At 73.2% G+C, this 18,153-nt stretch carries 15 protein-coding genes; 9 read left to right on the top strand and 6 right to left on the bottom strand.

Translation table 11 applies throughout. The annotated features are described in order from the left end of the window. Positions 1 to 72: 72 nt before the first annotated feature. The gene (locus WFH25_RS11785) at positions 73 to 1,242 is read right to left on the bottom strand and encodes an alpha/beta hydrolase (protein ID WP_336697811.1); all 1,170 of its coding nucleotides are present in this window, start codon (positions 1,240 to 1,242) and stop codon (positions 73 to 75) included. A 129-nt stretch (positions 1,243 to 1,371) separates the two neighbouring features. Here WFH25_RS11785 and WFH25_RS11780 point away from each other — a divergent pair, with 129 nt between their 5' ends. Both WFH25_RS11780 and WFH25_RS11775 read left to right on the top strand, forming a co-directional pair. Next, positions 1,372 to 2,226 (top strand): PPK2 family polyphosphate kinase, encoded by an 855-nt coding sequence (locus WFH25_RS11780; RefSeq protein ID WP_336697810.1) that lies wholly within the window; start codon positions 1,372 to 1,374, stop codon positions 2,224 to 2,226. Positions 2,227 to 2,495: 269 nt separating this feature from the next. Next, a complete protein-coding gene (locus WFH25_RS11775) occupies positions 2,496 to 4,586 on the top strand; it encodes a DEAD/DEAH box helicase (RefSeq protein ID WP_336697809.1) in 2,091 nt (696 codons plus the stop codon). A 186-nt stretch (positions 4,587 to 4,772) separates the two neighbouring features. Here WFH25_RS11775 and WFH25_RS11770 read toward each other — a convergent pair whose 3' ends face one another. Beyond that, on the bottom strand, positions 4,773 to 5,282 hold the full coding sequence (locus tag WFH25_RS11770) for a mycothiol transferase (protein WP_261647022.1): 510 nt from the start codon (positions 5,280 to 5,282) through the stop codon (positions 4,773 to 4,775). A gap of 36 nt (positions 5,283 to 5,318) precedes the next feature. Beyond that, positions 5,319 to 5,885 carry a MarR family winged helix-turn-helix transcriptional regulator gene (locus WFH25_RS11765; protein ID WP_175495975.1) on the bottom strand — a complete coding sequence of 189 codons (567 nt, stop codon included), beginning with the start codon at positions 5,883 to 5,885 and terminating at the stop codon, positions 5,319 to 5,321. A 237-nt stretch (positions 5,886 to 6,122) separates the two neighbouring features. Between WFH25_RS11765 and WFH25_RS11760 the strand changes: the two genes are divergently transcribed. From WFH25_RS11760 to WFH25_RS11745, 4 genes are all read left to right on the top strand, one after another. Next, positions 6,123 to 6,722 carry a hypothetical protein gene (locus WFH25_RS11760; RefSeq protein WP_336697808.1) on the top strand — a complete coding sequence of 200 codons (600 nt, stop codon included), beginning with the start codon at positions 6,123 to 6,125 and terminating at the stop codon, positions 6,720 to 6,722. A 117-nt stretch (positions 6,723 to 6,839) separates the two neighbouring features. After that, positions 6,840 to 8,078, top strand: coding sequence for a S24/S26 family peptidase (locus tag WFH25_RS11755; RefSeq protein WP_336697807.1), 1,239 nt, complete (start codon positions 6,840 to 6,842; stop codon positions 8,076 to 8,078). A 61-nt stretch (positions 8,079 to 8,139) separates the two neighbouring features. Beyond that, on the top strand, positions 8,140 to 9,303 hold the full coding sequence (locus WFH25_RS11750; RefSeq protein ID WP_336697806.1) for a metallophosphoesterase family protein: 1,164 nt from the start codon (positions 8,140 to 8,142) through the stop codon (positions 9,301 to 9,303). After that, positions 9,303 to 12,278 (top strand): SMC family ATPase, encoded by a 2,976-nt coding sequence (locus tag WFH25_RS11745; RefSeq protein ID WP_336697805.1) that lies wholly within the window; start codon positions 9,303 to 9,305, stop codon positions 12,276 to 12,278. Before WFH25_RS11750 ends, WFH25_RS11745 begins: the two co-directional genes overlap by 1 nt. A gap of 226 nt (positions 12,279 to 12,504) precedes the next feature. Here WFH25_RS11745 and WFH25_RS11740 read toward each other — a convergent pair whose 3' ends face one another. Together WFH25_RS11740 and WFH25_RS11735 are read right to left on the bottom strand one after the other, a co-directional pair. Beyond that, positions 12,505 to 12,681 (bottom strand): hypothetical protein, encoded by a 177-nt coding sequence (locus WFH25_RS11740; RefSeq protein ID WP_156794771.1) that lies wholly within the window; start codon positions 12,679 to 12,681, stop codon positions 12,505 to 12,507. After that, positions 12,678 to 13,481 carry a class E sortase gene (locus WFH25_RS11735; RefSeq protein ID WP_229087447.1) on the bottom strand — a complete coding sequence of 268 codons (804 nt, stop codon included), beginning with the start codon at positions 13,479 to 13,481 and terminating at the stop codon, positions 12,678 to 12,680. Before WFH25_RS11735 ends, WFH25_RS11740 begins: the two co-directional genes overlap by 4 nt. A gap of 96 nt (positions 13,482 to 13,577) precedes the next feature. Here WFH25_RS11735 and WFH25_RS11730 point away from each other — a divergent pair, with 96 nt between their 5' ends. Continuing rightward, a complete protein-coding gene (locus WFH25_RS11730) occupies positions 13,578 to 14,015 on the top strand; it encodes a GNAT family acetyltransferase (RefSeq protein WP_336697804.1) in 438 nt (145 codons plus the stop codon). Positions 14,016 to 14,124: 109 nt separating this feature from the next. On the opposite strand, the gene WFH25_RS11725 is transcribed toward WFH25_RS11730, so the two are convergent. Further along, positions 14,125 to 15,069, bottom strand: coding sequence for an EamA family transporter (locus WFH25_RS11725; RefSeq protein ID WP_336697803.1), 945 nt, complete (start codon positions 15,067 to 15,069; stop codon positions 14,125 to 14,127). Between the two features lie 36 nt (positions 15,070 to 15,105). On the opposite strand from WFH25_RS11725, the gene WFH25_RS11720 reads away from it, so the two are divergent. Together WFH25_RS11720 and recQ are read left to right on the top strand one after the other, a co-directional pair. Further along, positions 15,106 to 16,233 (top strand): CPBP family intramembrane glutamic endopeptidase, encoded by a 1,128-nt coding sequence (locus WFH25_RS11720; protein ID WP_336697802.1) that lies wholly within the window; start codon positions 15,106 to 15,108, stop codon positions 16,231 to 16,233. A 9-nt stretch (positions 16,234 to 16,242) separates the two neighbouring features. Beyond that, positions 16,243 to 18,090: a DNA helicase RecQ gene (gene recQ / locus WFH25_RS11715; protein ID WP_336697801.1), complete on the top strand. Its 1,848-nt coding sequence runs from the start codon at positions 16,243 to 16,245 to the stop codon at positions 18,088 to 18,090. Positions 18,091 to 18,153: the final 63 nt, after the last annotated feature.

Below are 18,153 nucleotides of genomic sequence, written 5' to 3'. Positions count from 1 at the left end.
CGGGGCCGCGGCGGCCACCAGCCACCACCAGCCACGCGCGGCCCCCGGCCGCGCGCGGCTCCCGGCCGCGCCTCAGCCCAGGTGCTCCCGCAGGAAGCTCGCCACGCGCTCGCTCATCGCCTCGTCGAGCTGCGCGATGGAGTGCGCCGACCCCTCGACCGCGACGAACGTCACCGGCACGTCATGTCGTCGGAGCGTCGCCGCGAACTCCTGCGACTCCCACAGCGGGATGAACTCGTCGGTGGAGTGGCCGATGAAGAACGGCGCCGTGTCTGAGGTCACGTGGTACTCCGGCGATGCGCGGGTCGCGGCCGGACAGTCCGAGTAGGTCCGGCAGCCGAGGTACAGCAACTGCTTCCGCTGGAACGCGGCGGAGACGCCGTCGGCCTCGGTCGAACGGGTCGTCAGGTTCGTGGGGCCGCTCAGGTCGACGACGGCCCGGATCCGGTCGCCCTCGGCGTAGGCGGTCGAGTCGTGGTCCGTCACGGCGAGCATCGCCGCGAGGTTCCCACCGGCGCTGCCCCCGAACACCCCGACCCGCTTGCTGTCGACGTCGTAGGTCGACAGCGTCGTCGGACGGAACACCCAGTCGAGTGCCCGTCGGACGTCGTCCAGCCCGGCCGGGAACGGGTCCGTCGGGGCGAGCCGGTAGTCGACGTTGAAGGTGACGAAGCCCTCGGAGGCCAGGTACTTGCACACCGATCGGTACGCGGCGGTGGCCTTGTCGCCGTGGGACCAGCTCCCGCCGTGGATCATCAGGACGGCGGGACGCGCGCCGCTGGCCGCCTCGGCGACGACGGCGTCGCCAGCACCAGCACCGGCAGCGTCACCCTCGCCGCCGCCGGTCCCGTCGTCGGCGGCCCCGGCCCCCACCCCCGCAGCGGCGACGCCGGCCCCGGCAGTCCCGGCACCACTCGCGCTCCCGTCCCCGCCCGCGTCGGCCCCGACCTCGTCCGGCGTCGCGGAAGCCGTCCCGCCCGGCGTCGGCGTCGGGGTCCTCGTGGTGTCCGGCGCACTGTCCGCCGGCAGGCACACGTCGAGCCGCTGCAGCGCGTCCGACCCGTACGGCACGTCGGCGACGACGTCGATGCCGTGGTACCGGAGCGACAGCGGGTAGATCACGGGTCCGGCGGTCACCGTGCGGTTCTCGTCACCGACCGGGTCCGTGCTGCACGACGCGACCGCGCCGAGCGCCACGACCGCGGCGACGAGCGCGAGCAGCGTGCGACGGCCTGACCTCATCGGATCAACGGTAACCCGGTCCCCGCACGCCGTCGTCCACCCACGGGAGGAACCGACCCGCCCCGAGGACCACCGCCGGACGAACCCGTCCGGCGGTGCCAGGATGGTGACGACCCCGCAGGAGGACCCGTGAGCCGTCGCAAGGCCTGGAACGCCGACCCCGAACCACTGCTCCGCGTCGAGGAGGGGTTCCGCCTCGACCGGGTCGACCCCGACGGCACCCCGGGCTTCCCGGGGCGGAAGATCGACGGGCTCGAGGCGCTCGCCGCCGGGGCCTCCCGACTGTCCGCGCTGCAGGAGCGACTCTGGGCCGCCTCGACCGCCGGTGACCAGCGCCGCGTGCTCCTCGTGCTCCAGGCGATGGACACCGCGGGCAAGGGCGGGATCGTCTCGCACGTCGTCGGCGCGGTGGACCCGAACGGCGTGCACTACGCCGGCTTCAAGGCGCCGAACGCCGAGGAACGCGAGCACGACTTCCTCTGGCGCATCGAGCGACAGCTCCCGGGCGCCGGCCAGCTCGGCGTCTTCGACCGCTCCCACTACGAGGACGTCCTCATCCAGAAGGTCCGCGCGTTCGCCCCGCCGGAGGAGATCGAGCGCCGCTACGGAGCCATCGTCGACTTCGAGGACCAGCTTGCCGCGTCGGGCACGAGCCTCGTCAAGGTGATGCTCCACATCTCGAAGGACGAGCAGCGCGAACGACTCGGTGAGCGCCTCGACCGACCCGACAAGCACTGGAAGTTCAACCCCGGCGACATCGACGAGCGCCTGCTCTGGGACGACTACCAGGACGCGTACCAGACGGTGTTCGACCGCACCTCGACCGCGACGAACCCCTGGTACGTCATCCCGGCGAACCGCAAGTGGTACGCCCGGCTCGCCGTGCAGCAGCTCCTGCTCCGCACGCTCGAGGACATGCAGCTCACCTGGCCCGCAGCGGACTTCGACGTGGCCGAGCAGCGGCAGCGGCTCGCCGAGTCCTGACCCGCGAACGGTCCAGGAGGCACGGATCGCCCCCGCCTCGCAGCCCCGGCCCGGCGGTGGGCTGGCCAGCGACGGTCCGATCGCGTAGACTCACTCGGTCGGCCTTCGACGCCGTGACATTGCGATCACGGAGTTTTCGTTTGGGTGTGTGTTGCTCGAGGGCTGGATTCACGTCGATCCGCGACGGGAAGAACCCCCTCTCCGCACGCAAGCCCCCGCCGATGTCGCTGCCGGGCGCTGCGGTACGTCTGCACCCCGAGAAAGTAGCCATGGCCCCGTACAACAAGGGCGGCGCGGACAACCGCGCCTCCGACCGTGTCCGTCACCCGAACGGCACCCCCGCCGCTCGCAGCAGCAAGCACCGCGGTTTCCGCGCCGCCGACCCGTCCGCTCCGCGGCAGAAGCAGCGTTGGGACGCCGAGGAGCGTCGCGGCCGTGCGGCGCAGGGCGAGCGCCCGAGCCGTCCGAACTGGGAGCCGCGCGACGGTGGCCAGGGCCGCCCGCAGCGTGATGACCGTGGCGGCCGTCGCTTCGACCGCGATGACCGCGCTCCCCGTCGCTTCGACCGCGACGACCGTGCGCCCCGTCGTGACAACAACGACGACCGTCCGCGTCGCTCGTTCGACCGCGACGACCGTGCCCCGCGTCGCTTCGACCGCGACGACCGTGCCCCGCGTCGCTTCGACCGCGACGATCGTGCCCCGCGTCGCTTCGACCGCGACGACCGCGCTCCCCGTCGTGACGACGACCGCGCTCCGCGCCGGTTCGACCGTGACGACCGTGCGCCCCGTCGTGACAACGACGATCGTCCGCGCCGGAACTTCGACCGTGACGACCGCGCGCCCCGCCGGTTCGACCGCGACGATCGTGCGCCCCGCCGTGACGCCGACGACCGTCCGCGCCGGAACTTCGACCGCGACGACCGCGCTCCCCGTCGCTTCGACCGCGACGATCGTGCGCCCCGTCGTGACGACGACCGCGCCCCGCGCCGCTTCGACCGCGACGATCGTGCGCCCCGCCGTGACGCCGACGACCGTCCGCGCCGGAACTTCGACCGCGACGACCGCGCCCCGCGCCGCTTCGACCGCGACGACACCGAGCGCAAGCCCTTCGTCCCCGCCGACGACGTCAAGCTCGAGAAGCTCCAGGCCGAGGCGACCCTCGCGGCCGACGTCGAGGGCGTGACCTTCGCCGACCTCGGCATCGGCGGCAACATCTCCCGCGCCCTGGCCGAACTCGGCGCCACGAGCCCGTTCCCGATCCAGGCAGCGACGATCCCCGACGTGATCGCGGGCAAGGACGTGCTCGGCCGCGGCCGCACGGGCTCCGGCAAGACGATCGCCTTCGGCGCCCCGCTCGTCGAGAAGCTCATGGAGAACGGCGGCGGCACGAAGCGCAAGATGGGCCGCGCCCCGCGTGCGCTCATCCTCGCGCCGACCCGTGAGCTCGCCCTGCAGATCGACCGCACCGTGCAGCCGATCGCCCGCTCGGTGGGCCTCTTCACGACGCAGATCTACGGCGGCGTCCCGTACGGCCGCCAGGTCGGTGCGCTCGAGCGTGGCGTCGACATCATCGTCGGCACCCCGGGGCGCGTGCAGGACCTCATGAACAAGGGGACGCTCGACCTCAGCGAGGTCGTCATCTCCGTGCTCGACGAGGCCGACCACATGTGCGACCTCGGGTTCCTCGAGCCGGTGCAGGAGATCCTCTCCGCCACGGCCGAGGTCACCCCCGAGGGCAACCGCGCCCAGAAGCTCCTGTTCAGCGCGACGCTCGACGCCCAGGTCGCGTCGCTCGTCGAGCAGTTCCTGCACGAGCCGTCCGTCCACGAGGTCGCCGGTGAGGACCAGGCCTCGTCGACGATCGACCACCGCGTGCTCGTGGTCGAGCAGCGCCAGAAGGACCAGCTCCTCGAGGAGCTCGTTGCCGGCGCCGGCAAGACCATCGTGTTCGCTCGCACCCGCGCCTACGCCGAGCGGCTCGCCGACCAGTTCGAGGACGCCGGCATCCGCGCGACCTCGCTCCACGGCGACCTGAACCAGTCGCGCCGGCAGCGCAACCTGCAGCTCCTCACGAGCGGCCGCGTGAACGTGCTCGTCGCGACCGACGTCGCCGCCCGTGGCATCCACGTGGACGACGTGTCGCTCGTCGTGCAGGCCGACGCACCCGACGACTACAAGGCGTACATGCACCGCTCGGGCCGCACGGGGCGTGCCGGCAAGGAGGGCACCGTCGTCACGATCGTCCCGCGCAGCCGTCGCCGCAAGATCGAGGGCATCCTCGAGCACGCGGAGATCGAGGCGGACCTCGTCGACGCCGCCCCCGGTGACGGGATCGTCGCGGAGCTCGCCGCGCGGTAGTCGCGAGCAGACGCAGGACGGGAGGCGGGGGGGGCGGGGGGGCCCCCCCCCCCCCCCCGGCCCCGCGGGGGGGCGGCGGGGGGGGGGGGGCCCCGGGGCCCCCGCCCCTCCCGTCCGTCACATGGTGAGCAGAAGCGGTCGGGTCGCCGCCGTCGACCCGACCATTCCTGCTCACGATGCGCCGCGTCAGCGGTTGAAGAAGAGCAACCCGCGCACGTACCCGGCCTGCCCGGCATGCTGCGTGCAGTCGTCGAGGATGCTGACGAGCCGCGCGCCCCGCGTGACGGGCGGGTCCCACGCGTCGTCGACCACCGGGTCGAAGTCCGCCGGCTCGAGCGTGCCGACGTAGGCGACCGTGCGGTCGTGCACCGCGCGGAGGTAGTCGACCAGCAGGGCTGCCGAGGCGCGGACGCGTCCGACGTCGTCCCGCGACATGCCGTAGCCGAGCGCCTCGGCGGGGAACGGCAGTCCGAACCGCTCCACCCAGCCGTCCGCCGTCCACACCTGCTCGGTGCCCGCGAGGTCCGCGATCTGGGCGTCCTGCCCGCGCGCGATGTGCCACGCGAGCCAGGCGAGGGTGTTCGCACCGGCGGCCGGACGTGCGGCCAGCTGGTCCTCCGACAGCCCGCTGACGGCGCGCTCGACCGTGGCGGGGACGCGGGAGAACGCTTCGATGAGGAGTTCTGAGGGGGTCATGCCGGCAACGCTACGCGCGGTGTCCGACACCGTTCGTCACGGCTGCAGGCCGGCGATCGTCCCCGCGACGGAGACCGATCGCGAGTGGCGTTCGAGCGCAGCGCCGAGCCGGTCGAAGGCGTCGGCGAGGCCGGCGCGGTCGCCGGGAGCGATGACCTCGCGGAACGCCGACGAGTAGACGGCACCGATCTCGCGCGCCACCTCGGACCCGGACGGGGTGAGGTGGAGGAGGATGCTGCGGCGGTCGTCGGGGTTCGGACGACGCTCGATGTGGTCGCGCTTCTCGAGCCGGTCGATCAGGCTCGTCATGGCACCCGTGGAGAGCTCGAGGTACTCGCCGGCCTGCTTCGGCGTGATGCCCTCGCCGTCGGCGGACGCGAGGAAGAACACGAACCGGGCGTCCGTGGCGTTCAGCCCGCGGGTGGAGCTCTCGTGGTGCAGGACGCGCGCGTGCTGCATCTGCAGCACGCGGAACGCCGTCATCAGCTTCGCGACGTCGCCGTCCGGGTCGACCTCGGGGATGCTGACGGTCGGCGACACGGGGGCAGGGGGGAGCTGCGCGGCGTCGAGGGGTCGCGCGAGCGCGGTGGTGGTGTCCGTCATCGGGCGGCTCTTCTCGGGAGGGTGATCGCCTGCGCGATCGGCGGGACGGCACGGGTATGCCGTCGTGCTGCTCATTGAACAAGTATCTCACCGATTGAAGTACCCCCAACTGTGGGGGTGTAGCTTCCCTTGTGAGCCACACGGCGCTCAAGTAGCTTGATCGTCGTAGCAACCACGGCGCCGTCGCGACCAACCACCGCGGAACCCCGGCGCCCCCTTTGGATCAGGAGCTCCGTCATGTCCCGTGTCTCCCCGCGCGCTGCGCGTCTCGCCGCCTGGATCGCCATCCCCGCCGCTCTCGTGGCCTCGGGTGTCGTCGTCTCGACCGCGTCCTACTCGGCCTTCTCTGCCACCACGGTCAACCCGACCAGCAACTGGACGGCCGGCAGCGTCGCCCTCACCGACGACGACAACAACACCGCGCTGTTCAACGCGACCGGCCTCAAGCCCGGCTCGACCGGTGCGAACTGCATCACGGTCACCTCGACCGGCACGCTGCCCTCGACCGTGAAGCTCTACGGCACGAACGCGGCCACGACGAACGCCCTCGCGTCGAACATCAACCTCACCGTCGAGCAGGGCACGGGCGGCGGCTTCGGCTCCTGCACCGGCTTCACCGCGGCGTCGACCAACGGCACGCTCTACAGCGGCACCGTCGCGGGCTTCGGCACGGCCTCGACCAACTTCGCCACGGGTGTCGGCAGCTGGGCCCCGACCGGCAGCGGCTCGGAGTCGCGTGTCTACCGCTTCACCTACACCGTCTCGAGCACCGCACCGAACACCGTGCAGGGCGGCACCGCGGCCCTCGGCTTCACCTGGGAGGCCCAGAACAGCTGAGCCGGCGACACGGCAGCGTGATCGACGCTCCCGTGTCCACCGCGTGACGTCCGGGACCGAGCCCGATGCGGGCCCGTCCGTCACCGTCCGACAACGCGCCCCCGGTCGAAGGCAGTCATGGTCAGCATCGAAGTGCACGGCGGTCCCACGCCGCACGACGCGCTCCGTGACGCCGTCGACTGGGGGCGCGTCGTCGTCGCCACGCTCGCCCGCGGCGTCGTCGCGACCCTGCTCGGGCTCGCGCTCTGGGCAGCTGCTCCCGCCGTCATCGGCTGGCAGCCGACGACGGTGATGACCGGATCGATGGAGCCGCGGCTCACCCCCGGCGACGTCGTGGTCTCCCGCCCGGTGTCGGCCGGGGACGTCCGGATGGGCAAGGTCCTGCTCGTCGACGACCCGGACCAGCCCGGGCACCTCCGCATGCACCGCTACGTCGAGGACGGTCCGCGCGGCACGATCGTCACGAAGGGCGATGCCAACCCCCGGCAGGACTCCACGCCCGTCGAACCCTCGGCCGTCCACGGAGTCGCGTTCCTGCGGGTCCCGTTCGTCGGTGCGCCGATCGTCTGGCTCCGGGCGGGGGAGTGGGGCAAGGTCGGGATGCTGGCACTCGGTCTGGTCGCGGTGCTCGCGCTCTGCACGATCGACGGATCGCTGCGGCGGTTGGTCGGTCCGGCGGGGCGCTCGTCGGACGAGGATGCGTCGCGCGACGAGGGTGGCGGGCCGGACGGTGGCGCTGGCGCTGGCGGCGTCCGTGTCCGTGACGATGGCGCTGTCGGCGGCGGTGACAGCGTCGGCGTCGGCGCCGGTGACGGTGACGGCCAGGAGGCGCGGGTCGACTCCGCCCCGCGCGTCGCCACGGCCCCGACCAGCGCCCCCACCGCCGTCGCGAGCCGCCGTACCCGCCGTCGCGCGGACCGCCGAGTGCGTCGGTTCCGCCGTCTCGGCGGCGCGGCCGCCGTCCTCGTGCTCGCGGGCGGCGCCGGGTTCCTCCTGCCGGCGGAGGCCGTCGCCGGGCCGTGGTCGCGGACCACCGTCACGTCCACCTCGTTCGGCGCTCTCACCGTCCCGCAGGCCACCGCGCTCGCCTGCACGCCGAACGGCGACGGCTCCGTGAACATCGGCTTCACCTACGGCGGGCCGGCCGCGACCTCGTTCTCCGTGATGAACGGGACGACCGCGCTCGCCACCCAGTCGACCTCGCCCGTGCGCGTCGCCGGCTCCGGTCTCCTCAACCTCGGCCAGGTGTACACCGTCACCGTCCGCGTGAACTACCTCGGGAACTGGACGTCGACGAGCACCGCGACCGCCCGGATCCAGACGGCCCTCATCGGTACCAACCTCAGTTGCGCCTGAGTTCTCCACAGGTCGCCGCGGGGCACCCGGCGATGTCCCCGGCCGGCGCTACCGTGACCGCATGCGCATCCTGCACACCGGCGACTGGCACCTCGGCCGCACACTGCTGGGTGCCGACCTGCTCGAGCACCAGGCGGCCTTCCTCGACTGGCTCGTCGACCAGGCACGGGCGCGTGCGGTCGACCTCGTCGTCGTCGCCGGGGACGTCTACGACCGAGCCATCCCGCCGGTCGACGCCGTCCGGATGCTGTCCCGGGTGCTCGAACGGCTGGCCGAGACGGCCACGGTCGTCATCACCCCGGGCAACCACGACTCCGCCGCACGACTCGGCTTCGGTGCCGGCGTGATGGACCCGCGGGTGCGGATCCTCGCCGAGCCCGCAGGCATCGCCACCCCGGTCCTCGTCGACGACGCCGACGGGCCCGTCGCGGTGTACGGCATCCCGTACCTGCACCCCGACCTCACCCGGTACGCCCTCGCGGCGGTGCCCGACGAGCCGCTCGCCCGCTCGCACCAGGCCGTCGTCGGTGCGGCGATGGACCGCGTCCGCGCCGATCTCGCCCAGCGGCCCGGTACGCGCAGCGTCGTCGTCGCCCACGCGTTCGTCGGCGGGACCGAACCGAGCGACAGCGAGCAGGACATCCGCGTCGGCGGGGTCGACCGGGTGGCGCGTGCCGTGTTCGACGGCATCGACTACGTCGCGCTCGGGCACCTGCACGGGCCGCAGCGCGTGGGGGACGGCGACCGCGTGCGGTACGCGGGCTCGCCGCTCGCGTTCTCGTTCGGCGAGCGGCACCAGCAGAAGTCCGTCACGGTCGTCGACCTCGACGACTCCGGGCAGGTGACGGCCGAGCTCGTGCCGGCGCCCGTGCCGCGGCGGCTCGTCGACGTCCGGGCCACGATCGACGAGATCGAGTCCGGGGCGCACCGGTCGGCGGCGGACGCCTGGGTCCGCGTCGCCGTGACGGACACCGTCCACCCGGAACGGATGTACGCCCGGGTGAAGGACCACTTCCCCCACGCCCTCGCCATCACGCACGAGCCGGCCGACCGCGCCGAGCGTGCCGCCGCCCGCGCGGTGACGGCGACGTCCGACCCGGTCGAGGTGGCAGCCGACTTCGTGTCGTTCGCCACCGGCACCGTGCCGGACGACGACGACCGCGCGATCCTGGCCGAGGCGTACGAAGCGGCTGCCCTGGCCCTCCAGCGCGAGGGGGACCGCTGATGTACCTGCACCGGCTCGAACTCCGCGCGATCGGCCCCTACCCGGAACTCGTGTCGATCGACTTCGCCGCGCTCGCCGCCTCCGGGGTGTTCCTGCTCGAAGGGCCGACGGGTTCCGGCAAGTCGACGATCATCGACGCCGTGGTGTTCGCCCTCTACGGCGGACTTGCCGGTGCCGACGCGAGCGACGACCGGTTGCACAGCCAGCACGCCGACCCCTCGGTGGAGCCCTTCGTCGAGCTCGTGTTCGAGACCGGTGCCGGTGTCTACCGCGTCCGACGCACGCCGCAGTACCAGCGCCCGAAGCAGCGGGGGACCGGCACCGTGAAGCAGCAGGCCTCCGCGCAGTTGTTCCGCCTCGCCGGGCCGGCCGACGTGGCCGGTGAGCCGATGTCCTCGCGCATCCCCGAGGTCGCGGTCGAGATCGCCCGGATCATCGGCCTCGACAAGGCGCAGTTCCTGCAGACCGTCGTCCTGCCCCAGGGCGAGTTCGCCCGGTTCCTGCGGTCTCCCGGCGAAGACCGCCGCAAGCTGCTGCAGTCATTGTTCGGCACGCAGGTCTACGACCGGACGGCCGACGAACTCGCTGTCCGCCGTCGCGCCGTCCTGGCCGAGGTCGAGGGCGCCGACGCCCGGGTCCGCGACGCCCTGAACCGGTTCGCCCAGGCCGCGGGTGTCGACGAGCCGGACGAGTCCGACGTCCCCGAGACCGTCGCGGCACTCCGAGCGACCGCCGACGCTGCCGAGTCCGCTCGCGCCACCGCGTCGCACGCGGCCGCTGCTGCGGCGGCGCACGAGCAGTCGGTCACTGCTCGCGCAGCCGCACTCGACCGCCGCGCCGTCCTCGTCGCACGTCGTGCGGAACTCGACGCGGGTGCCGACGGGGTCGCCGCGGCCCGCGTGCGCCTGGCGTCGGGCGAACGCGCTGCCCGCGTCGCGGTCGTCGCCGACGGGCTCGACGCCGCACGCGCCCGCTCCGACCACGCCGCCGCGGCGGCGGACGCCCTCCGCGCACAGCACGGCGTGACGACCGACCGAGACGCCCTCGCCCACCAGCGGACCGCCGTGACCGAGTGCCTCGCCGCGGTCCGGCACCGCATCGACCTCGAGCAGGCGCTCCCCGGCAGGCGTCAGGCGATCACCGACGCCGTCGCTCGCGGAACCCTGCTCACCGAACGCCTCGCCGACCTCGACACGGCGCTCGATGCCCGCCCCGCCGAACGCGCCCGCATCGTCGAGGACGCCCGGGCCGCCGCCGCGCTGGCCGCCGGGTCCGAGGCCGCGCGGCTCGAGGTCGAGCGTGTGCGTGCACTCCGGGCCGACCTCGTCGCCCGGGCCGCGTCCGAACGGCGCGTGCAGGGTGCCGAGCAGACCGTCGTCGCCGCCCGCGCCACCGCCCACGAGCTCGTCCGGGGCGAGCAGCAGTTGCGGGAGCGCCGCATCGCCGGACTCGCCGGAGAGCTCGGCGCCGCACTCCTGCCGGGCGACCCGTGCCCGGTGTGCGGGGCGACGGAGCACCCGGTCGTCGCGACACCGCAGGACGACCACCCCACGACCGAGGCGATCGAGGCCGCGGCCGAACGTGCCCGGCGTGCCGAGCGAGCCCTCGGCGACGCCGCGACGGCCCTCGCACTCGAACGGGCCGAACTCGCCCGGCTCGTGCAGGTCCTCGGTGACGTCGACGACGACACCGTCGACGCCCTCGCGGCGGCGGCTGACGCAGCCGTCACGGCGGCGCACGACGCAGCCGTCCGCGTGCGCGACCTCGAACAACAGCGGGCCGCACACGACGAGGGGACGCGCACCCTCGAACGGCAGCGGAACGAGGTCGACGCCGAACGCGCCGTCCTCGCCGGAGCAGCCGCAGCAGATGCCGAGCGCCTCGAGCAGGACGAGTCGGCGGTGTCGGCCGCGATCGAACGCGTGGCCGAACACCTCGACGATGCGCCGGAGACCCTGCGCCAGGGGGTCGAGTCGCTCGACGCGCTCGTCGGTCGACTCGACGCGGTGCTCCAGGCCGACAGCCGCGCGGACTCGGCAGCAGCCGACGTCCGCGAACGTGCGGCCGAGGTGGAGCGGGTCCTCGCCGAGCAGGGGTTCGACGACGTCGCCTACGCCCGCGCCGGGGTCCTCGACCGAGCGGACGCCGAAGCACTCCGGGCCGAGGTCGCCCGGGCCGACCAGGCACGGGCGGTCGTCGACGCGGGACTCGCCGAACCGGCGGTCGTCGCTGCGGCCGACGACGACCCGGCAGCACTCGACCTCGACGGAGCCCGCGCAGCACGGGACGCCACCGCAGCCGCGGCCGAGGCAGCCGTCCGCGCGGCCACGTCGGCGGTCGACCAGGCCGTCGCGTCCGAACGGTGCGCAGCCGAGCTGGACGCCGCGGTCCGTGCCCGCGACGACACCTCTGCGCGCAGTCGGGCCGTGGTGCGGCTCGCCGACGTCGCGGCGGGGGTCGCAGCAGCCAACCCCACCGGGATCACCCTCGGCACCTACGTGCTCATGCGCCGGTTCGAGGACGTCGTCGCCGCGGCGAACGACCGGTTGCGGGCGATGCTCGCGGGCCGGTTCACGCTCGAGACCTCCGACGAGCGGGAGTCCGGCTCACGTGCACGGCGTACGGGCCTCGCACTCGCCGTGCACGACCAGACGACCGACACCGTGCGCGACCCCCGCAGCCTGTCCGGCGGCGAGACCTTCACGGTGTCGCTGTGCCTCGCGCTCGGTCTCGCCGACGTCGTCCAGGCCGAGGCGGGCGGGGTCTCCCTCGGCACGCTGTTCGTCGACGAGGGGTTCGGCACGCTCGACCCCGAGACGCTCGACGACGTGATCGGGCAGTTGTCTCGTCTGACCGCGGGCGGCCGTCAGGTCGGGATCGTCAGTCACGTCGAGGAGCTCAAGCAGCGGATCCCGGAGCGCATCGCCGTGCGGCGCACGTCCGACGGCGGATCCCGGGTGACGACCACGGTCTGACGCGCCCGCGCCCGCGCCCGCGCCCGCGCCCGCGCCCGCGCCCGCGCCCGCGCCCGCGCCCGCGCCCGCCCCCGCGCTCGCGCTCGCGCTCGCGCCCGCGCACGCACCCGCCCCGCCCCCGCCGCGCCACCGTGCGAGGTCCCGCGCTCGGTGCGGGGCCCCCGACGTCCCACCGTCAGCGAAACCTCGCACGGTGCGGATCCAGGACGCTGCGCAACCCCACGCGTCAGGGCGACGGCGACACGTCCACCGTGCCGTCCGGCGGCGGCAGGATGTCCGCAGCGACCCACGGGAACACGAACGTGAACAGGACCCACACGATCGCCGCGAGGAGCACGAGCAACTCGATCACCTTGAGCGCCGCGGGGCCGGGCAGGATGCGCCAGACGAACGGGAAGATCACTTCGACGTCTCCGAGAGTTCCTTCGGGGTGCCCTCCGACGCGGGCATCCAGTAGTCGAGCTTGGCGTGGGTGACGTACCGCTCCTTCGCCGACCACATCGGGTGGCACGCGGTCAGGGTCAGCCAGCGGTCGTCGGCCGTCGGCTCGACCCCGGGCTTGTTCGGCACCGGGGCGATGGTCTCGACGTGGTCGGGCGTGACGATCTGCGAGTCGGTGACCTTGTAGACGTACCAGACGTCGAACTTCGTCTTCGCGTCGGTCACCCGCACGACGACGTCGTCGCCGGTCTTGAGCTCGGCGATCTGGTTGAGCGGCTTGCCGTAGGTCACCCGGTGCCCGGCGACGGCGAAGTTGCCCTCGGCGCCCGGCATCGCGGTGTCCTGGTAGTGGCCGAGGCCGATCGTGTTGAGGACCTTCTCACGGTCGGTGCCCTCGCCGATCGGGCGCTCGTAGTCCTTGCCGAACCGGGGGATCTGCATCGTGCCGAAGACATCGGTGACGTTCGGTGGCTCGGCGAGCACGGGAGCGGGCCCGCGGTGCTCGGTGCCGGTCCCCGAGACGTCCTTCTGCCCGAGGCCGTCGACGAGCTTCGTCTGCTCGTTGACCGCGACGACGTCCGTCCACCACGCCGTCCACACCACGTACAGCCCGGTTCCGGCGCCCGCGATGATGAGCAGCTCGGCGATGAGCGAGACGATGGCGCCACCCACGGTCTGGCGGCGACGCGGTGCCCGTCGTGCAGCACCGGCAGCACCGTCGCGGCGGTCTCGGCGCGACGGGAGTGTCTCGTGTGCGGTCACGGGGCTCCTGATCCGGATGGGGTGGTCGGACAGGTCTATCAGATCACGACGACGACCCCGTGACGAGGTTGTCCACAGCACCGTTACGGTGAAGTGATGCAGCACCTCCTCCGCCGGTTCGACCCGGCCGACACAGAAGCCGTCGTCGCCCTGTGGCAGGCCTGCGGTCTCGTCCGGCCGTGGAACGACCCCCGCCGCGACATCGCCCGCAAGCTGACCGTGCAGCCCGAGCTGTTCCTGGTCGCCGAGGACGCCGAGGACCCCGCCCACCCGGTCGTGGGAGCGGGCATGGCCGGGTTCGACGGGCACCGCGGCTGGGTGAACTACCTGGCGGTGCGGCCGGACCTGCAGGGCTCGGGGCTCGGGCGCGCGTTCATGGCGGAGTTCGAGCGACTGCTGACGGACCTCGGCTGCCCGAAGCTCAACCTGCAGGTCCGGGCCGGCAACGAGCAGGTCATCGGCTTCTACGAGGCACTCGGCTACACCGACGACCGCACGGTCTCGCTCGGCAAGCGGCTCATCCCCGACGCCTGACGCCCGCTCCGGCCGCCCCGAGTCTCGGCTCCGCGGACAGTTTCGCAGCCCTGCGAGCACGAAACTGTCCGCCCAGGCGAGACTCGCCCAGTGCGGCGCAGCGCCCGGCCTACGCGAGCGCCAGCCCCACCGCGGCGCCGAACGCCAGCACGATCCCGGCCCACTGCACGGGCGTCAGCCGCTCCCGGAGCACGATCCCGGCGAGCACGACCGTCCCGATCGGGTACAGCGCGTTGAGCACGCTGACCACGGGCAGGGTCGCCGGGTCCTCACTCGAGTGCAGCCCCGCTTGGATGAAGACGTTCGCCGCGGCGTCGAGGACGCCGCAGGCGACCACCGTCCACACCAGGCGGGCCGGCCAGCGTCCGCCACGACGGATGCCGGGAGGCGCGGCAGACCCCGGAGCGTCGGCCGACCTCGCGGGGTCTGCCGCGCCTCCAGGGCCCCGCCCCGTGACCGCCGCCCGCCGCGTCACCACGACCGCCGCCGTCCCGAGCAGCACCGCCTGCAGCACCCGCGACACGACCAACGGCACGACCCCCGAGTCCGACGGCGTCATGTCGTACGCGAGCACGATCCCGCCGAAGCCGCACCCTGCGACGGCCGCCGTCACGAGCCCCACCGCGGTCACCCGCGCACCCGAGGTGTCCCGCACCGATGCCACCAGAACCACCGCGAGGACCGCCACCACCAGCGCGACCACCGCGAGGCCCGACAACGCCGTCCCGCGCAACACCGCCACCAGGACGGGCACGACGGCGGCGAAGACGGCGGTCAGCGGCGAGAGCACGCTCATCGGGCCGATCGCCAGCGCGCGGTAGAGGAGGAGGACGCCGACGCCTCCGGACACGCCCGCGACCGCGCCCCACAGGACGGACTCCGCACCGAACGCACCCCCGACCACGACGAGCCCGACCAGCAGGGGCACGATCCCGACCGCCGCGGCGACGGCGGCCACCGTCACCGCACGGACACGACGTGACGCGAGGCCGCCGAGGAAGTCGGCGAACCCGTAGACGAGCGCGCCGGACAGGCCGAGGACGACGGTGAGCACGGCTCCCATCCTGCCCGGCCCGGTAGCCTGCGTGGCGTGAGCGTTCCCTACCACCGCCTGCCCCGCGTCGACGCACGCTGGAGGTGGTGGCGCCCGCTGGTGGCGCTGGCGTTCCTCGCCGGCTGGTACTTCGTCTCGCAGGTGATCATCGCCGTCGCGTACTTCGTGCCGATCGGCGCGAACCGGGGACCGCAGGGGGTCATCGACCTGCAGAACGACCTCGCGAGCGGGGCGCTCGACCCTACCGACCCGGTGGTGCTGTCGCTGTCGCTCGTGTCCCTCGTGGTCCTGCTGCCGGGCATCCTGCTCGCGGTGAAGATCGCGCGCGTCGGTCCCGCCGGGATCCTGTCGTCCACACGGTTCCGGGTGCGCTGGGGCTGGACGGCCTGGTGTCTCATCCCGACGCTCGTCATCGCGGCGATCATGTTCTGCTTCCAGGGGCTCGGGATGCTCACCTTCGACGGCGGCCTGGGGTGGGACCACGCCGCGATCGGCCAGTCGACGGTGTCCCTCGGCACGCTGACCACGACGCTCGTGCTCGTCATCGTGCTCGTGCCGTTCCAGGGCGCAGCGGAGGAGTACATCTTCCGCGGCTTCCTCATGCAGACCATCGGCTCGTGGATCCCGGTCCGCATCGTGGGCACGGTCCTCGCCGTCGCGGTGTCGACCGTCGTGTTCGCCCTGCTGCACATCCCGAACGGCTACAACGTCTGGGGCATCCTCGACGTCGGGTCGTTCGGCCTCATCGCCGCGATCATCGTGCTGCGGACCGGCGGCCTCGAGGCGACCGTGCTGCAGCACGCCTTCAACAACATCATGATCTTCGTGCTGCAGGCGCCGGGCTGGTCGAGGATCGACCTCTCGTCGCAGGACGCCAACGGGACCATCGGCGGCTGGCTCGTCACGCTCGGTACCTCGCTGCTCTACTGGGGCATGGTCGAGGTGCTCGCGCGGTGGCGCCACCTCGACCGCCGGTTCGCGGGCGCGGCCGCACCGCGGTTCCGTGGTCCGACACCGGTCTGGGCGGGTGGCGGGCGCTGGTTCGGTCCAGGAGGCACGGGCTGGGCGAGCGCCCCGGCCCGCCTCGACGAGACGGCCGGCTCGGCCGACGGGGCGGACGCAGCACCTGTGGACAACGCCGTGGGTGTTGCCGGTCGGCCGTAGGCTCGTGGCATGAGCACCACGCCCGCGCCCGCCGCCGTGTCTGCTTCCCGAGCCGCCGCGCTCGACGTCCTGCACCGCGTGTGGGGGTACGACGACTTCCGGGGCGAACAGGCCTCGATCATCGACCGGGTCGTCACCGGGGGCGACGCACTCGTCCTCATGCCGACCGGCGGTGGCAAGTCGCTCTGCTACCAGGTGCCGGCGCTCGTGCGGGACGGCGTCGGCGTGGTCGTGTCGCCGCTCATCGCGCTCATGCAGGACCAGGTCGACGCCCTCGCGGCGAACGGCGTCAAGGCCGCGTTCCTCAACTCCACGCAGGGGCCGGACGAACGTGCCCGAGTCGAACGCGCCGTGGTCTCGGGCGAGGTCGACATGCTCTACCTCGCGCCCGAGCGACTCCGGCTCGAGTCCACGCGTGCACTGCTCGACCGCGCGCAGATCGCCTTGTTCGCCATCGACGAGGCGCACTGCGTCGCCCAGTGGGGCCACGACTTCCGGCCGGACTACCTCGAGCTCAGCGTCCTGCACGAGCGCTGGCCGACCGTGCCGCGCATCGCCCTGACCGCCACCGCGACGCCGCAGACCCACCGCGAGATCTCCGCCCGGCTCGGCCTCGACGACGCCGCGCACTTCGTCGCCGACTTCGACCGGCCGAACATCCAGTACCGCATCGAACCGAAGACCGGGGCGCTGCAGCAGCTCCTCACCTTCATCCGCACCGAGCACAGCGGCGACGCCGGCATCGTGTACTGCCTCTCCCGCAACTCGGTCGAGCGCACCGCGGCCGCGCTGTCCGAGCAGGGGATCCCGGCGCTGCCCTACCACGCCGGTCTCGACGCCAAGGTGCGGGAACGGAACCAGTCCGCCTTCCTGCGCGAGGACGGCGTCGTGATGGTCGCCACCATCGCGTTCGGCATGGGGATCGACAAGCCGGACGTCCGGTTCGTGGCGCACCTCGACCTGCCGAAGTCGGTCGAGGGCTACTACCAGGAGACCGGTCGTGCCGGGCGCGACGGGCTCCCCTCGACCGCCTGGCTGGCGTACGGGCTGAACGACGTCGTGCAGCAGCGCCGGATGATCGACCAGTCCGAGGGCGACGCCGCGCACCGGCGGCAGCTCAGCGCGCACCTCGACGCGATGCTCGCCCTGTGCGAGACCATCGAGTGCCGGCGCGTCCGACTGCTCGCGTACTTCGGGCAGGAGAGCACGGCGTGCGGCAACTGCGACACGTGCATCGCCCCGCCCGAGTCGTGGGACGGCACGGTCCCGGCGCAGAAGTTCCTCTCCACCGTGGTCCGGCTCGACCGCGAACGCGGGCAGCGGTACGGCGTCTCGCACCTCGTGGACATCCTCGTCGGCAAGCAGTCGCCCCGCGTGCAGGAGCTCCGGCACGAGTCCCTCGCCACGTTCGGCATCGGCAGCGACCTGGGCGAGGCGGAGTGGCGCACCGTCGCCCGACAGCTCCTCGCGCAGGGCTACGCGGCGGTGTCCGGCGACGGGTTCGGCACGGTCGTCCTGAGTCCGACGAGCGCCGACGTCCTCGGCGGCCGCGTGCAGGTCCGGATGCGGCGCGACCCGGTGAAGGCACCCCGGGCCTCCCGCAACCGTCGGACCGTCGTGACGGACATGCCGCAGGAAGCCCTCGGGCTGTTCGAGGCCCTGCGCGCCTGGCGTGCGGCCCAGGCCCGCGAACAGGGCGTCCCGGCGTACGTGGTCTTCAACGACGCGACGCTGCGGGGCATCGCGGCGGTGAAGCCGTCGGACGAAGACCAGCTCGCCGAGATCTCCGGCGTCGGCGGGGCGAAGCTCGAGCGCTACGGCCGTGCGGTGCTCGGCGTCGTCGCCGCGGCCGAGTGATCGCGACACATTCCGTGGCGGGCATGCGATCGGGGTCGTGATCACTACACTCGGAGACTCCCG

Origin of the sequence: Curtobacterium sp. USHLN213, assembly GCF_037144815.1 — a bacterium.
Lineage (GTDB): Bacteria > Actinomycetota > Actinomycetes > Actinomycetales > Microbacteriaceae > Curtobacterium.
This window is presented reverse-complemented; position numbering and strand designations above follow the sequence as displayed.